The sequence below is a fragment of the Acuticoccus yangtzensis genome (assembly GCF_001927245.1).
GTDB lineage: Bacteria > Pseudomonadota > Alphaproteobacteria > Rhizobiales > Amorphaceae > Acuticoccus > Acuticoccus yangtzensis.
Window position 1 is genome coordinate 1 of record NZ_MJUX01000008.1, and the last position, 15,884, is coordinate 15,884.

15 protein-coding genes are annotated in these 15,884 nt (G+C 69.3%); 10 read left to right on the forward strand and 5 right to left on the reverse strand.

Annotation, left to right across the window (positions count from 1 at the left end):
• Positions 1–395: 395 nt before the first annotated feature.
• From BIX52_RS17295 to BIX52_RS17305, 3 genes are all read right to left on the reverse strand, one after another.
• On the reverse strand, positions 396–3,008 hold the full coding sequence (locus BIX52_RS17295; protein ID WP_075222363.1) for a calcium-binding protein: 2,613 nt from the start codon (positions 3,006–3,008) through the stop codon (positions 396–398).
• Positions 3,009–3,187: 179 nt separating this feature from the next.
• Entirely contained in the window at positions 3,188–3,640 is a 453-nt protein-coding gene (locus BIX52_RS17300) for a DUF3775 domain-containing protein (RefSeq protein ID WP_075222364.1), read from the reverse strand.
• Positions 3,637–3,927 (reverse strand): hypothetical protein, encoded by a 291-nt coding sequence (locus BIX52_RS17305; protein ID WP_075222365.1) that lies wholly within the window; start codon positions 3,925–3,927, stop codon positions 3,637–3,639. Before BIX52_RS17305 ends, BIX52_RS17300 begins: the two co-directional genes overlap by 4 nt.
• A gap of 186 nt (positions 3,928–4,113) precedes the next feature.
• Here BIX52_RS17305 and BIX52_RS22960 point away from each other — a divergent pair, with 186 nt between their 5' ends.
• The 6 genes from BIX52_RS22960 to trmD all read left to right on the forward strand — a co-directional run bounded on the left by BIX52_RS22960 (position 4,114) and on the right by trmD (position 9,204).
• Positions 4,114–4,293 carry a hypothetical protein gene (locus BIX52_RS22960; protein WP_083550978.1) on the forward strand — a complete coding sequence of 60 codons (180 nt, stop codon included), beginning with the start codon at positions 4,114–4,116 and terminating at the stop codon, positions 4,291–4,293.
• Positions 4,294–4,745: 452 nt separating this feature from the next.
• Positions 4,746–6,341: a signal recognition particle protein gene (gene ffh / locus BIX52_RS17310; protein ID WP_075222366.1), complete on the forward strand. Its 1,596-nt coding sequence runs from the start codon at positions 4,746–4,748 to the stop codon at positions 6,339–6,341.
• Positions 6,338–7,489 carry a GNAT family N-acetyltransferase gene (locus tag BIX52_RS22530; protein WP_083660439.1) on the forward strand — a complete coding sequence of 384 codons (1,152 nt, stop codon included), beginning with the start codon at positions 6,338–6,340 and terminating at the stop codon, positions 7,487–7,489. Before ffh ends, BIX52_RS22530 begins: the two co-directional genes overlap by 4 nt.
• A 32-nt stretch (positions 7,490–7,521) precedes the next feature.
• A complete protein-coding gene (gene rpsP, locus BIX52_RS17325; RefSeq protein WP_170126433.1) occupies positions 7,522–7,887 on the forward strand; it encodes a 30S ribosomal protein S16 in 366 nt (121 codons plus the stop codon).
• A gap of 16 nt (positions 7,888–7,903) precedes the next feature.
• Positions 7,904–8,521: a ribosome maturation factor RimM gene (rimM, locus tag BIX52_RS17330; RefSeq protein WP_075222367.1), complete on the forward strand. Its 618-nt coding sequence runs from the start codon at positions 7,904–7,906 to the stop codon at positions 8,519–8,521.
• Positions 8,518–9,204: a tRNA (guanosine(37)-N1)-methyltransferase TrmD gene (trmD, locus tag BIX52_RS17335; protein ID WP_075222368.1), complete on the forward strand. Its 687-nt coding sequence runs from the start codon at positions 8,518–8,520 to the stop codon at positions 9,202–9,204. The genes rimM and trmD overlap by 4 nt, the downstream gene beginning before the upstream one ends.
• Positions 9,205–9,225: 21 nt before the next feature.
• On the opposite strand, the gene BIX52_RS17340 is transcribed toward trmD, so the two are convergent.
• Both BIX52_RS17340 and BIX52_RS17345 read right to left on the reverse strand, forming a co-directional pair.
• Positions 9,226–9,654: an acyl-CoA thioesterase gene (locus tag BIX52_RS17340; protein WP_083550968.1), complete on the reverse strand. Its 429-nt coding sequence runs from the start codon at positions 9,652–9,654 to the stop codon at positions 9,226–9,228.
• A 65-nt stretch (positions 9,655–9,719) separates the two neighbouring features.
• Positions 9,720–10,655, reverse strand: a complete 936-nt coding sequence (locus BIX52_RS17345) for an acetamidase/formamidase family protein (protein ID WP_075222369.1) — start codon at positions 10,653–10,655, stop codon at positions 9,720–9,722.
• 285 nt (positions 10,656–10,940) lie between these two features.
• Between BIX52_RS17345 and BIX52_RS17350 the strand changes: the two genes are divergently transcribed.
• The 4 genes from BIX52_RS17350 (at position 10,941) to hisG (ending at position 15,864) form a co-directional block, all read left to right on the forward strand.
• Complete coding sequence (locus BIX52_RS17350; RefSeq protein WP_075222370.1) at positions 10,941–12,092, forward strand: acyltransferase family protein; 1,152 nt, start codon at positions 10,941–10,943, stop codon at positions 12,090–12,092.
• Positions 12,093–12,248: 156 nt separating this feature from the next.
• The gene (hisS, locus tag BIX52_RS17355; protein ID WP_075222371.1) at positions 12,249–13,823 is read left to right on the forward strand and encodes a histidine--tRNA ligase; all 1,575 of its coding nucleotides are present in this window, start codon (positions 12,249–12,251) and stop codon (positions 13,821–13,823) included.
• A complete protein-coding gene (locus BIX52_RS17360; protein WP_075222372.1) occupies positions 13,820–14,899 on the forward strand; it encodes an ATP phosphoribosyltransferase regulatory subunit in 1,080 nt (359 codons plus the stop codon). Before hisS ends, BIX52_RS17360 begins: the two co-directional genes overlap by 4 nt.
• Positions 14,896–15,864 carry an ATP phosphoribosyltransferase gene (gene hisG / locus BIX52_RS17365; RefSeq protein ID WP_075222373.1) on the forward strand — a complete coding sequence of 323 codons (969 nt, stop codon included), beginning with the start codon at positions 14,896–14,898 and terminating at the stop codon, positions 15,862–15,864. Before BIX52_RS17360 ends, hisG begins: the two co-directional genes overlap by 4 nt.
• The last annotated feature ends 20 nt before the right edge of the window (positions 15,865–15,884 follow it).

A 15,884-nucleotide genomic window follows, 5' to 3' on the forward strand; every position in this document is an offset into this window, starting at 1 on the left:
TCCGGCCTCCCATCCGGTCTCATGGGGGCCTGCGTCCCTTCGATCCGTCCCCTCCCGCGGCCGGCGGTTGTCGCCGCCGGCCGCGGCCCCATCCTGACGGCGGGGCCCGTCAACAGCAAAACACAAGCGGCCCTTGCGCTCCGCCGCGGCCTGGGGGCAGGGCACAGTCAGCGGCGGCCGGGTTCAGGGGACAGACACGCCCTGTCCTTTGGTGAGCGCCCGAGCTTGCGGCGCCTCGTCCACGCGAAAACGGGCCGGATGGAGCACCACCCGGCCCGTCTCTCGCTTCGCCTCCGTCTCTCGCTTCACCTCCGTCCCCGGCGAGGCCCCCGGCAGGACGACCGCGGCACGGTGCCGGCGGACGGCCGATGAAGCGGATCAGGTGGTGAAGCGGATCAGGCGATGAAGAGCACGTCGTCCGCCCCGAAGTCGGTGGCGGTGGTGTTCAGCACCGTCAGGGTGTCGCCGCCGAAGAAGGTGAGCACCGTGTCGACGCCGACCTGGGTGAAGGCGGCATCCTGGAAGGCGGTGGCGTCGATCACGTCCTCGCCGAACTCGAAGTCGGTGATGATATCGTCGCCGCCGGTGAAGACGAAGACGTCCTCGCCCGCGCCGCCGGTCATGATGTCGTCGCCTTCGCGGCTGTCGAGGATGTCGTTGCCGTCGCCGCCGTCCAGCACGTCGTCGCCCTGGCTGCCGACGATGGCGTCGTCCCCGGCCCCGCCGAAGGCCTGGAACAGAGTGCTCCCGGCCTGAAGGCCGCCGGCGTCGATGGTATCGTCGCCCTCCAGTCCGTTGACGACGAAGGTCTCGGTGGCTGTGGCGTCGACGGTGAAGTTGCCGAAGTTGACGCGCTCCAGGTTCACCTCGCCGCCGGCCCCGGTGATGACGAATTGATCGCCCGCGGTCGTGGAGCCGTTGACGACGGCGGTGTCGTCGCCGGCGCCGCCGTCCATGACGTCGGACCCGTCACCGTTGTTCCAGACCATCGTGTCGTCGCCGTCACCGCCCTCCATGGTATCGTCGCCGCGGTCGCCGATCAGCGTGTCGTCGCCCGCCGAGCCGATGAGCAGGTCGTTGCCGTCGCCGCCGCGCTGCACCACTTCGGCGAGGCCGGCACCGAGGCCGCTCGCGTCGATGGTGTCGTCGCCGCCGCCACCGTTCAGCTCCAGCCGCTCGGCGTCGCGGATGTCGAGCGAGAAGTTGCCGAAATTGGTGCGCTCGAACTGGATGGTGCCGAGGACGTCGCGCACCTCGAACACGTCGCCGGCATCGTCGGAGCCGTTGACCTCGACCGTGTCGAAGCCGTCGCCGCCTTCCATGCGGTCGGACCCGTCACCGTTGTTCCAGATCATCCGGTCGTCGCCGTCGCCGCCCTGCATGGTGTCGTCGCCGCGGTCGCCGACCAGGGTGTCGTCACCGGCCGAGCCGATCAGGAGGTCGTCCCCGTCGCCGCCGGACAGGATGATGTCGACGGTGTTGCCGGTGACGGCGCTGGCGTCGATCGTATCGTCACCGCCGAGGCCGTTCAGCTCCAGCCGCTCGGTCTCGCGGATGTCGATGGAGAATTGGCCGAAGTTGGTGCGCTCGAACAGGATGCCGCCGCCGTTGGTCGAGACCTCGAACAGGTCGCCCGCGTCGTCCGACCCGTTCACCTCGGCGGTGTCCTCGCCGGCGCCGCCGTTCATGGTGTCGGATCCGTCGCCGTTGTTCCAGATCATGCGGTCGTCACCGTCGCCGCCGCGCATCATGTCGTTGCCGCGGTCGCCGACGAGGGTGTCGTCGCCCTGGCTGCCCATCAGCTTGTCGTTGCCGTCGCCGCCGTTGAGGGTGAGCTTCGTGAGCCCGGCCGTCAGACCCGAGGCGTTGATCTTGTCGTTGCCGCCGAGGCCGTTCACCACCAGCTCGTCGACGTAGAACATGTCGAGGTGGAACTGGCCGAGATTGGTGCGCGACAGGAGGACGTGGTCGCCATCGGCGGCGATGGTCACCATGTCGTTGCGGTCAGGATCGCCGTTGACGACGACCTGGTCGTAGCCGTGGCCGCCGTTGATCTTGTCCGAGCCGTCGCCGTTGTTCCAGATGATGAGGTCGTTGCCGTCGCCGGCGCGGATGTAGTCGTTGCCCTTGCCGCCTTCGATGCGGTCCGAGCCCTGGCTGCCGATCAGCTTGTCGTTGCCGTCGCCGCCGAACATCTGCAGGCGGATATCGCCCGCCTCCAGCGCCGAGGCGTCGATGATGTCGTTGCCGCCGAGACCGTCGACGATCAGCGTCTCGGTGTTGACGATGTCGATGGTGAAGGGCCCGGCATTGGTGCGCTCGAAGAAGACGCCGTTCGGGGCGGAGGAGACCTCGAACTTGTCGTTCTTGGCGTCGCCGCCTTCGACCACGGCGTTGTCGTCACCCTCGCCACCGTCCATGAGGTCGTTGCCGTCGCCGTCGTCCCATTCCATGACGTCGTTGCCGGCACCGCCTTCCATGGTGTCGTCGCCGAACTCGCCCGCCAGGGTGTCGTCGCCTTGCGAGCCGATGAGGCGATCGTCGCCGTCGCCGCCATCCATCGTCAGGGCGAAGCGCCCGGCGGCGACGTTGGAGGCGTCCAGCGTGTCGTTGCCGCCGAGGCCGTTGAAGGCGACCACTTCGACGTTGCGCATCGTCACGGTGTCGCGGCCGGCGTTGAGGAAGAGGCTGTTGCGGTTGGTGAAGAGTTCGGCGAATTGGTTGCCGGTGTCGGCGGTGTTCAGCTCCACCGTGTCGGTGCCGCCGCCGCCGTTGATGAGGTCGCTGCCGTCGCCGTCGTTCCAGATGGCGGTGTCGTTGCCGCCGCCGCCGTTGACGACGTCGTCGCCTCCCTCGCCGGCCATCGTGTCGTCGCCGTTGCCGCCCTGGATGGTGTCGTCGCCGTTGCGGGCGTTGACGATGTCGTCACCGCCGCGGGCCTTGATGATGTCGGCGGCGTTGGAGCCGGTGAGGTCGTCGTCCGCCTGGGTTCCGAAAATGCGTGCCATTGGTGTGTTCCCTGCTGTCCGGCGCCGCTCTGGCGCGTCGGTGGAGGGGAACTAAAGGTCGGCATGAGGGCACGCTGTGCTGGCCAGCACGGGCCCGGCCACATGCCGCCCGCCGCACGCATGGTTGAGGCACGGCCGGAGCCGTGCCTTCTGGCATTGCCGAGAGCGGAGCCGCTGTTTCAGGCCGGCTGCTTGGCGACCCATTCCTCGTAGGCGTCGAGCCCAGCGGCGAGGTGATCGGGGAAGATCTCGATCTCGAACAATGTGGTGCTGGCGGGGCCGCTGGCGGCGGCCTTCGCCTCGCGCACCGCCGTTTCCAGCTCGGCGGGCTCATAGTCGCCGCGGCCGATATAGGTGAGCGCCAGGATTTCGGCCTGCTCGTCGACGTTGAGGGTGTCGATCATCGCCGCCGCCTCTTCGCGGGTGGCGTCCGGCAGGCGCTCGTCGGACAGCGCATCGCCGTCCGGCTCGGTGAAGCTGGTGGCGGCGTCGATTTCGATCTCGCGCTCCGGCTCGTCAGCCTCGGCGTCGGGCACCTCGAAGAGGGCCGCGCGCGATTTCGCGACGATGAGGCGGATCATGTCGGCGTCGACGTTGAGTTCACGGGCGCCGCTCGTTTCGCGCAGGCTCATTTTTCCGCCTCCGGTTGGGCGGCGCCGGGATGCACCCCCCCGCCTTTGTTCAGCTCGGCCTCGGCGCGAGCATCCTTGTCTTGCATTCTGGCACTTTCCACCGGGTCGGCGTCCGGCTCCAGCTTCACATCGGGCACGGCCTGGCGCTGGTTCTGGACGCGCTCCTGGTCTTCGCCCTGCAGGCTGTTCTTGCCCATGACATCGGACGCGAAGTCGGTTTGGCCCAGCGTCGTGGCGTCTTCGCTGGCGGGCCGGTCTCCGGTGAGGGTCCTGTCGGCCTTGTCCATGGTTCAACTCCTTTGTCTTTCAGGGGGTGAACCGCGCCAAGCCTTGAAAGTTTCGCGTAGCAGAATTGCGGAGGCGGGGATTGTGACAATTGGAGCGATACGGTTCTGCCAGCGTTCATCTGGCGAGGCCCAAATGGAACGACCGAAACAGCGGGCCGCTTTGTGTCAGTAGGAGAGTTCGAGACGATGGCCAGCCTGACCCCCACCACCGCATCCGCGCCCCGTTCCGCGGCCCAGCCTTCTTCTGTGGCGCAGCCGCCGCGTTCGCCCTGGGCCTTCGGCGGGCCGTCGTCCCACCAGCACCCGCAGCCCTCGGTCTCCTCGTCGGCCACGCTCGGCGATCTCGACAAGCTCGCCCGCCTCTGAGGGTTTCCGCGGCACCGTCGGGCGCCCCGGTGCGGCGCCCGTCCGACGCCGCCCCGCCGGACTGAGCCCATTATTTCCCTCACGGAGGGGGGTCGATGGGGCTTCCTCGCCTCGCCGCACTCCGAGCGCCCTACCCCGCGAAGGTGACGTAGGCCCGGCAGCGGCTCCGGTCCTCGCTCCCACGCTCAACGGCGGGCCGCTTCATTCCCAATGACCGACGTTTGAGATGCGGACAGCGTCCGTCGCACCTCGGGAGGATGGCCGAGAGCGATCGGGCTTGACGGACGCGCTCCCACCCCGTAACTGAACCGGACGCGGTCTGTGGCCGCGCCACCGCCCGACAGCGCGTTGCGCCCTCGGGCGCGTTTTGCGTTGCTTGATGGGCTGGACGGGTGCAACCCTCCATCCTTCATCGCGGGATCATCCTGCGAACACGTCACCGGGAGCCGCCCATGTTCGACAGCCTTTCCGATCGCCTTTCCGGCATCTTCGACAAGCTGACCGGCCGTGGCGCGCTGTCCGAAGCCGACGTCGACGCGGCGATGCGCGAAATTCGCCGCGCTCTTCTGGAGGCCGACGTCGCGCTGCCCGTGGTGCGCCAGTTCGTCGACGAGGTGCGCCAGGAAGCCGTCGGCGCCACGGTGGTGAAATCCGTCACGCCAGGCCAGATGGTCGTCAAGATCGTCCACGACGCGCTGATCCGCATGCTGGGCGAAACCGCCGAGCCGATCTCGCTCGCCGCCGCGGCCCCCGTCCCGATCATGATGGTCGGCCTTCAGGGCTCGGGTAAGACCACCACGTCGGCCAAGATCGGCCTGCGGCTGCAGAAGCGCGAGAAGAAGCGCGTCTTGATGGCCTCGCTCGACACGCAGCGCCCCGCCGCGCAGGAGCAGCTCCGCGTCCTCGGCGAAGAAAACGGCATCGAGACGCTGAAGATCGTGCCGGGCCAGAACCCGCGCCAGATCGCCGAACGCGCCATGACTGCCGCCCGCCTCGGCGGTTACGACATCGTCATCCTCGACACCGCCGGCCGCCTCTCCATCGACGAAGCCTTGATGACCGAGATCGCGGACATCAAGCGCGCCACCAACCCGCACGAAATCCTGCTGGTCGCCGACTCGCTGACCGGCCAGGACGCGGTCGCCACCGCGAAAGCATTCGACGAGCGGATGGACGTCACCGGCATCGTGCTGACCCGCGTCGACGGTGACGGGCGCGGCGGCGCGGCGCTCTCGATGCGCGCCACCACCGGCAAGCCGATCAAGCTCATCGGCACCGGCGAAAAGGCCGACGCGCTGGACGAGTTCCACCCGCGCCGCATCGCCGACCGCATTCTCGGCATGGGCGACATCGTCTCCCTGGTCGAGAAGGCGGCCGAGCATGTCGACGCGGAAAAAGCCGCGGCCATGGCCAAGAAGATGGCCAAGGGCGGCTTCGACCTCAACGACCTGAAAGACCAGCTCGGCCAGATGGAGAAGATGGGCGGGCTCGGCGGGCTGATGGGCATGATGCCCGGCATCGGCAAGATGAAGAAGGAAATGGCCGCCGCCGGCCTCGACGACCGGATCATCAAGCGCCAGGTCGCCATCATCAACTCGATGACCAAGGACGAGCGCAAGAAGCCCGACCTCCTGAAGGCGAGCCGCAAGAAGCGCATCGCGTCCGGCTCCGGCACCGATGTCGCCGACGTCAACAAGCTTCTGAAGATGCACCGCCAGATGGCGGACATGATGAAGATGATGGGCAAGAAGAAGGGCGGCATGATGGGCGGCCTCGGCCAGATGCTCGGCATGGGCGGGGGCGGAATCCCCGACATGCCGGAAGGGCTGAAGGGCATGAACCCCGCCGACCTCGAAAAGCTCGCCAAGCAGATGCCGGGCGGAATGCCGGGCGGAATGCCGGGCGCCGGTGGTGGCCTGCCGGGCCTCGGCGGTCCGGGCGGTGGTCTGCCCGGCCTCGGCGGCCCCGGCATGCCCGGCCTTCCGGGGCTTCCCGGCCTCGGCGGCGGTCACGGCCAGGGCAAACGGCAAAAGGGCAAACGCAAGTGACGGCGCACGCCCCGTTCCTCTCGGCCATGCCGGCCGGGCGCGGCGCCGTGGAAGCCGCGCTCGACGGGATCCAGATGCCGCGCGAAATCCGCACGGAACGGCTGATCCTGAGCCCGTTCGAGATGCACCACCTGAACGGGTTCGCCGAGTTCTGGGCCGATCCGGACACCACCCGCTTCATCGGCGGCCCCACGGACCGCGCCGGCGCGCTGCTGCGTATGGCCCGCTTCTCCGGCCTGTGGCGCCTCTACGGCTTCGGCACCTACGCGCTCAGCGACGAGCACGGCCGCCTTCACGGCTATGCCGGCCTCTGGTTCCCGCACGATTGGGCCGAGCCGGAGATCGCCTACGGCCTGCTTCCGGCGGCCCGCGGCAAGGGGATCGCCCAGGAGGCGGTGCGCGCCATCCGCTCCATCGCCGAGGCGGTGGGCGTGCCCTCTCTCGTCTCCACCATCGCGCCCGACAACCACGGATCGCGCCGGGTGGCGGGCAGCGTCGGCGCGACGATCTCCCACCGCCACATGATCGACCTGCACGAGGTCGACATCTGGCGCTATCCGATGAACCCGGCCGAGCCGGAGCGTGAGCCGTTGATGCTCGACTCGCGGGTGATGCCGCTCACCATCACCACCGAGCGCCTGCGTCTGCGCCAATGGCATCCGGCGGACTTCCCGCGTTATGCGGGCATGCTCGCCACCACGCGCCTCGCCGGGGTGAAGCGCCCGGCCGCCGCACTGTTCGAGGCGAGCCGCAGCTTCATGGGCCTTGCCGGAACGTGGCACCTGCGCGGCTACGGCCTTTATGCCGTGGAGCATGACGGGCGCTTCATCGGCTCGGTCGGGCTCGGCCATCCGGGCGACTGGCCGGGGCCGGAGATCGCCTACAGCCTGACCACCGACGCGCGGGGCCAGGGCTTCGCCACGGAGGCCGTCGCCGCCGTCCGCGCCGTCGCCGCCGAACAGGGGCTGAACCGGCTGGTCAGCTTCATCGACCCGGCCAACGCCCGCTCGCGCGCTCTGGCGCGGCGCGTCGGCGCCACGGCCGACGGCACCATTTCGCTCGCCGGAACTCAGTTGGAGATCTGGCGGCACCAACCCGAGGGCGCCGCGGATCATGCGCGCATCCTCGAACTCGAACCCGCGCTTTGACGCAACGTTTGAATCAACCTCAGGAGACTTGAATGCCCACGAAGATCCGGCTCGCCCGCGGCGGCTCCAAGAAGCGTCCCTACTACCGCATCGTCATCGCCGACGTGCGCGCCCCGCGTGACGGCCGCTTCATCGAGAAGGTCGGCACCTACAACCCGATGCTCGCCAAGGACAACCCGGAGCGCGTGACGCTCGTCCAGGAGCGCATCGAGCACTGGCTGAAGCAGGGCGCCCAGCCGACCGACCGCGTGCTGCGCTTCCTCGACCAGGCCGGCATCGCCACCCGTCCGTCGCGCAACAACCCGAACAAGGGCGAGCCCGGCAAGAAGGCCAAGGAGCGCGCCGAGGAGCGTGCCGCCAAGGCCGCCGAGGCTGCCGAAGCCCCCGCCGAGGCCTGAGCCGCGGACGGTCGTCATGGGTGAACGCACGAACGAGGGTGCCGCAGAGGCGCCTATCCTCATGGCGACCATCGGCGCGCCGCACGGGATCCGCGGCGGGGTGAAGCTCAACGTCTTCGCCGAGGATCCGTTGGGGCTGCGCCGCTACAACCCGTTTCAGACGGAGGACGGGCGCACGCTCAAGCTCGCCTCCGTCAAGCGGATCGGCAAGGCGATCGTCGCCACCATCGACGGTGTGGCCGACCGCAATGCCGCAGAAACCCTGCGCGGCACCGACCTTTTCGTGCCCCGCGCCCGCCTCCCCCGGCCCGCCGAGGACGAGTTCTACTACGTCGACCTCATCGGCCTGGAGGCGCGCCTCGAGGATGGCACGCTGCTGGGCACCATCCGCGGCGTGTTCGATTTCGGCGCGGGCGACATGCTCGACGTCGCCGGCCCCAAGGCCGTGCTGATCCCCTTCACCGACGCCGTGGTCCCCACCGTCGACATCGCCGGCGGCGTCGTCACCGTTGTCGCGATCCCCGGCCTGCTGGACGACGAAGCTCCGCCGGAGGACGCCGACACCGGCGACGCGGGCGACACCAGCGGCGCGAGCGAGGACGAGGGCGGCGCGGACGAAGGCGAGCGCCCGTGAGCTTCGCCGCCACCATCCTCACGCTCTATCCCGAAATGTTTCCCGGTCCGCTGGGCCACGCCCTCGCCGGCCGCGCGCTCGGCGACAAGTGGACGCTGACCGCCCGCAACATCCGCGACGCGGCCACCGACCGTCACCGCACCGTGGACGACACGCCCGCAGGCGGCGGCCCCGGCATGGTCATGCGCGCCGACATCCTCGCCCGCGCGATCGACGAGAGCGGCGGCACCGGCCCCCTCCTCCTCATGAGCCCGCGCGGCGTCCCGTTCAGCCAGGCCATGGCGCGCGACATCGCCGCCGGGGACGGGGTCACCATCGTCTGCGGCCGCTTCGAGGGGGTGGACGAACGGGTGATCGAGCGGCGTGGCCTCACCGAAGTGTCGATCGGCGACTACATCCTGTCGGGCGGCGAGATCGGCGCGCTGGCGGTGCTGGACGCCGTCGTGCGCCTGCTGCCGGGCGTCATGGGCAACAGCGCCTCCGCCGACGAGGAGAGCTTTGCCGACGGCCTGCTCGAGCATCCCCAATATACCCGCCCGGCCGAATGGGAGGGGGCGGCGATCCCACCGGTCCTCACCTCCGGCGACCACGCCAAGGTGGCCGCCTGGCGCCGCGATGCGCGCCGCCGCCTCACCGCCCGGCGCCGGCCGGACCTCTTCGCGAAGTACCTGTCCGACGCCTGACGCGGCCCGTCCCGCCCGCGCCTAGAGCGCGTCCTCCAGATGCTCGGCCAGCCGCTCGCGCACGCTGTCCGGCATCGCCGCCGAGGAGCGCGTCTTGGGGTCGAAGAACACCTCCACCAGATCGTAGGTCGCGTGCAGCTCACCGGTGTCTGCGTGCATCATGCGCAGGTGGAAGGTGGTGCTCTTGGTGCCGAGCCGCGTCACGATCCCGTCGATGACGATGAGATCACCCGCCACCAGCTCCTTGATGAACGACGTCGTCGCCTGCGCGGTGACGGTGTGGATGCCGTGCTCGGGCGTCATCGTCGAGTAAGGCAGGCCGAGGCGGGTCCACATGTGATAGGCCGCATCGTCGAAGAAGGGGGCGTAGTGGCGCACGTTCATGTGGCCGAAGTGGTCGTGATGCCAGGGGTGCACCACGCCGCGAAAGAGTTCCAGGCGGTCGGCCATGCGGTCTCCGATAGCTTCTATTTTGCGTGAACCTAAAGCAGGTCTCGCGCCCGAGGAAACCCCGCTCAGGCCAGGACGACGCGCGGGAAGTAGAACGACACCACCCAGTTGGGCGCGTCGACGATCTCCGAAATCCTGAGGTCGCCGCAGGTGGAGGCGAGCATGTAGGCCTCCACGGGGGGAAGGCCGTGGCGGGCGGCGAGAAGCTCCACCATCTCGGCCACCGCCATGCGCGCCCCCTCCATCAGGTCCGGGCCGACGCCTGTCGTCACCTCGTAACCCGCGGCGTCCAGATGCCGGGTGACGGGCCCCGGCGTGGTGAAACGCGGCATCTTCAGGTTCGCGCCCTTCACGAGGTCCAACGTCAGCACCACGTCCATCGCGTTTTCGATGGCGGTGCCGCAGATCTCCCCGTCGCCCTGCGCGGCGTGGGTGTCGCCGACCGAGAAGAGCGCGCCCGCCACCTCCACCGGCAGGTAGAGCACGGAGCCTTCCGACAGGTCGCGGATGTCGAGGTTGCCGCCGACACGGCGCGGCGGAACGATCGAGTGCGGCCCCGGCTCCGCGGGGGCGAGGCCGATGGTACCGGTGAAGGGCTTCAAGGGCACCTTGGCCATGCCCCACAAAGCAGGCGTTCCGGGGGTATAGGACCACATCTTCAGCGCGGGGTCGGGGAACTGGTCGGCGAGGAGGCCGAACCCTGGAATGTTCGCCGTCCAGCCGAGGCCGGACGGTGTGAAGCCGCCGAACGTCACCTTCACCGCGTCCCCCGGCTCGGCCCCGTCGATGGCGATCGGCCCTGTCACCGGGTTCGTCTTGGAGAAGTCGAGCGTCGCCACGTCCTCCGCGGTCGACCCTGCGTGGAAGTGCCCGCCGGCGGCGTCGTTGCACTGGAAGAGGAGGGTCGTTCCGGGGGCGATGGTCTGAACAGGCCGGAAGGCGTTGTCCCAACCGTAATGCATCTGATGGTTATGGATCGTGTAATGGGGGGCGTCGCACATCGGTTCGCGCTCCGGGCTCGAGTTCGCACGCCCTGCGGCGCCGTGTGTCATGATGGGCCCCGTCGCCGCAGCGTCAACAGCGCGGCCGCCTGCGGGCGCGGCGTCCCGCGCGTCGAGACGTTAACCAACCCATCCATGGTTGATCTTGCGCGCGCGTCGCAACTCGTATTCACTCGCCCTTGAAAAGCCGCAATAGGAACGATTTCGCCCGCCGGGCCGCGGGTAGGCGGCGGCCGGGACGGGGTGCGTGCGTGCCCGCCGGGCATCCAACGGGGACGCCGCGCGATGGGATTGAGAGAGCTTCGGCGCATCGGCCACTGGACCGGATCCGGCGCCGCCCTGCGCGCCGGGAAGATCGAGCCGATCGAGGCGCTGCGCTTCGTCGCCGCGCTGCTCGTCGCCTGCTACCACCTGCAGATCTCGACCAGCGCGACGACCGGCACCAGCAGCATCTTCTCGGTGTTCGACCATGGCGGCGGCGGGGTGGACATCTTCTTCGTCATCTCCGGCCTCGTCATCGGCATCTCGGCCTCGCGCGCGCCGGTGTTCGACGTGCGGACCTTCGCCATCCGCCGCTTCTGGCGCATCGTGCCGTTCTACTGGGGCGTTCTGGCGGCGACGATCGGGATCGAGCTTCTGAGCGCGCGCGTGGGCGTCGGCAAGCCGATGCTGGAGGCGGGCAACCCCTACTACATCCTCGCCTCCGCCCTGCTGCTGCCGATCCCCTACCAGATCATGCACATCGCCTGGACGTTGACGTTGGAGCTCGTCTTCTACGCCGTCTTCGCCGTCGCCTTCGCCCGGTCCGGCCTCAAGGGGGCGATGCTCGCCGTCCTCGCCTGGTATCTCGTCTCGGTCGCCTACGTGTCGACGCCGCTGTCGCAGATCTCGGCGCTGTTCTATCTCGGCTACCCGGTGGTGGTGGAGTTCGGCTTCGGCCTCGCCCTCGCCTGGGTGTTCCTCAACCGCCGCCTGCCGTTCGGCCCGGTGGCGCTGGTGCTCGGCACGGCGGCGACCTTGGGCGCCATCTTCTCGCCAGAGCAGGCGGGGCTGTCCGCCCTTCTCCGCCTCGCCGACCTCGGACGCGAATTCCAGTTCGGCCTCCCCGCGGCACTGCTCGTCTACGGCGCGATGGCGACGCCGATGCGGGTTCCGGGGCCGGTCATGCTGCTCGGCAAGGCGTCCTACATGCTCTACCTCGTCCATAGCATGGTCTATGGCCTCGCTCTCGCGGCGGCCAAGATCCTGCTGGGCGTCGACATCGGCGCCACCGACGCCGGGCGCCTCGCCCTCCTCACCGCCGCCGTGGTGGGGTCGGTCGTCCTGTGCGTCGTCGTCGAGCAGCCGGTCCTGCGCTGGTCGCGCCGCTTCTCGGCGCATCCGCCCTCGCCGCAGGCTGCCGCCGCGCCGGTTCGCCCGGCCATCCCGGCCGAGTAGCGCCCGCCCCTTCGGCCTCCTCCGCCCCCGCCGTTCCGCCGCCCGCCGCGTCCCCCACCCGTCCCGCACCCGGCTGCCGCCGCACATCGACCACGGCGGCGTGTTGTCGCCGCGCGCCCCTCCTGCTAAGCGGACGGCCTCACACGGAGAGGGAAGATGGCGAAGGACAAGGCGAACCGCCCGAAGGCACGCCTGCCGCGCGGGTTCGCTGACCGGACGCCTGGCGAGATCCGCCGCGTGGCCCGCATGATGGAAACGATCCGCCAGGTGTACGAACGCTGGGGGTTCGAGCCGGTGGAGACACCGCTGATCGAGTTCGCGGACGCGCTGGGCAAGTTTTTGCCGGACGCGGATCGGCCGAACGAGGGCGTCTTCGCCTTCCAGGACGACGACGAGCAGTGGCTGTCGCTGCGTTACGACCTGACGGCACCGCTCGCCCGCATGGTGGCGGAAAACTTCCAGAACGTGCCGCGGCCCTACAAGAGTTACCGCGCCGGCTGGGTGTTCCGCAACGAGAAGCCCGGCCCCGGCCGCTTCCGCCAGTTCATGCAGTTCGATGCCGATATCGTCGGCGCCGCCTCCCCCTTGGCGGACGCCGAAATCTGCATGATGGCGGCCGACACCATGGAGGCGCTGGGCTTCGCGCGAGGCGAGTACGTAATTCGCGTGAATTCGCGAAAAATTCTCGATGCTGTTTTGGATAAGGTGCTCGGCATCGAGGGCCCATCCGAGAAGCACCTTGGGGTCCTTCGTGCAATCGACAAACTCGATCGCCTCGGCCGAGATGGCGTGTATGAGTTACTGACCGACGGTCGAAAAGATGAGAGCGGAGCGTTCACTGATGGCGTCGGTTTAACTGACCTTCAGGCACGGGCAGTTCAATCCCTTTTTGGCATCGAAGTTCGTGTCAGCGACAATTCTGAATCGTTCGAAGATGACCAACAAATAACCCTCGAAATGGAGGACGGATCCGCGCAAACCGGCAGCATATCCAATTCTGACATCCTCGCGCAGATGTTTAGAGTGGTCACGTTGACCGGAGCGGATCCCGATTGCCTCAGAGATTTGTTTAGTATCTCGGACCACTTGCAGGCGTCAGGCTATGGGACGAGTCGGGTTCGGATCGACCCCTCCGTCGTGCGCGGGCTGGAATACTACACCGGCGCCGTGTTCGAGGCGGAACTCCGCTTCGAGGTGCAGGACGAGAAGGGGCGCCCGGTGCGCTTCGGCTCGGTCGGCGGCGGCGGACGGTATGACGGTCTCGTCGGCCGCTTCATCAGCCAGGACGTTCCGGCGACGGGCTTCTCGGTCGGCGTCTCCCGCCTCGCCGCGGCGCTCGCCGCGCGCGAGACGGCCTCTGCGGACGACCGCGGCCCCGTCATCGTCACCGTGATGGACCGCGATGCGGTGCCCGCCTACCAGGCCCTGACGGCCCAGCTCAGGCGGGCGCTCGGCGACGTGCCGGTCGAAATGTACATCGGCGACAGCGGCTTCAAGGCGCAGATGAAGTACGCCGACCGCCGCAACGCGCCGTGCGTCATCATCCAGGGCGCGGACGAGCGGGCGGCCGGCATCGTGCAGATCAAGGACCTCGCGGCGGGCAAGGAAGCGGCCGAAGCCATCGAGGACCGGGCCGAATGGGTCGCGGCCCGCCCCGCCCAGGTCGAGGTGGCCTATGACGGGGCCGACGTCTCCGCCATCGCCGCCAAGGTGCGCGAGATCCTGTCGTGAGCGAAGCCGTCTGGTCCGTCCTCGAGGCGGCGAGCGAGATGGTCGTCTCCGTCCCGCTGCTGCAGCCCGCCGACATTTTCGTCGACCTCGCCGGTGAAGAGTTCCGCAAGCGCCTCTTCACCACAGACGACGGCGACAAGACGCTGTGTCTGCGGCCCGATTTTACCATCCCGGTCTGTTACGAGCATCTGGCCGCCCACCGCGACGCGCCGAAGACCTACGCCTATCAGGGCAAGATCTTCCGCAAGCGCCGCATGTCCGGCGACCCGGAATTCACGCAGATGGGCACCGAGTGGATCGGCCACGGCGACGAGATGGGCACGGATGCCCGCCTCTTCGCGCTGGCCATGGAGTGCGCCAAGGCGGCGGGCCTCGCCGACACCACCGTGCGTGTCGGCGATGCGCACGTGTTCGACGCGCTGACCAAGGCGCTCGGCCTCTCGCCCGGCTGGCGCGCGCGGCTGAACGCGGCCTTCGGTGACGAGCTGCGCATGACCGGCGCGCTGTCGCGGCTCGGCAGCCCGTCCGCCTCGGGCGGGCTCGCGTCGCGGCTGGCGCCTGCGCTGGCGCGGGTCAACGCCAAGGAGGCGCGGGCGATCGTCGACGCGGTCATCGGCCTTCCCGGCGCGCCGCCCCCCGGCGGGCGGACCGACGAGGACATCGCCCTGCGCCTCCTGGAGCAGGCCTCCACCGCCGACGCCTCCCACGCCGCCGACGTCATCGCCCGATTCCTGCCGCTGACGGCGCCCTTGTCCGGCGCCGCGGACCAGTTGCGCGCCTTCGCCGCCGCCGAGAAGCTCGACCTCGACTCCGTGATCGCCGACTTCCAGCGCCGCACCGATGCGCTCACCGCCATCGGCGTCGACACCGCGCGCCTCACCTTCGACGCCGCCTTCGGCCGCCGCATCGGCTACTATACCGGCTTCGTGTTCGAGATGATCGGCATCGACGGCGTCAACGAGGCCATCGCGGGCGGGCGCTACGACAAGCTCGTCGCCCTGCTCGACCCGTCCACATCGCTGCCCGGTATCGGCTTTTCCGTGTGGCTCGACCGTCTGCCGGAGGCTCGCGCGTGAGCGAACTGATCCTCGCCGTCCCCTCCAAGGGCCGCTTGCAGGAGCAGGCGCTGGAATTTCTCACCCGCTCCGGCCTGAAGGTCAGCCGCGCGCGCGGCGGGCGGGACTACCGCGGCACCGTGTCCGGCATGCCGGAGGTGGAGATCGCCTTCCTCTCGGCGTCAGAGATCGCGCGGGAGCTGGCCAGCGGCAACGCCCATCTCGGCATCACCGGGCTCGACCTCGTGCACGAGACGGTGGACGACCCGGCCGAGCGGGACGAGAAGCTGCACCGCGTGACCCCGCTCGGCTTCGGCCCGGCGGACGTGGTGGTGGCGGTGCCCGAACGCTGGATCGACGTCGACACCATGGCCGACCTCGCGGACGCTGCCGAGATGCACCGTGCCCGCCACGGCCGCACCCTGCGCGTCGCCACCAAGTTCGTGAACGTCACGCGGCGCTTCTTCGCCGGGGCGGGGCTGGCGGATTACCGGATCGTCGAGAGTCTCGGCGCCACGGAGGGCGCACCCGCGGCGGGACAGGCCGACCTCATCGTCGACATCACCACCACCGGGTCCACCCTCGCGGCCAACCAGCTCAAGATCCTGTCGGACGGGGTGATCCTGTCGAGCCAGGCCTTCTTCGTCGCCGCGCGCACCGCGAACTGGACCGACCTCACACGCAGCCTGGCCGCCACGGTGGTGGACCGCATCGCGGCCGAGATGCGCGCCCAGTCGGTGCTGGAACTGCGCGCCGTGGTGCCGGACCCGGCGCGGGCGCTGGCGGAGACGGCCGAGCGGTTCGGCGCCGTCGCCCCGTTCGGCTTCGAGCCTGTGCCGCTGACGCTCCACGTGCCGCGGCGCCGCGCGTCGGAATGCGCGGCCTTCCTGCGGCTCGTCGGCGCGTCGTCAGTGGTTCTGGTGCAGGTGGCCGACGTCTATGGCGACAACCCGATGACCGACGCCCTCCTCGCCGCCACCGCCTGACGCGGCGCGGGCGCGGCGGC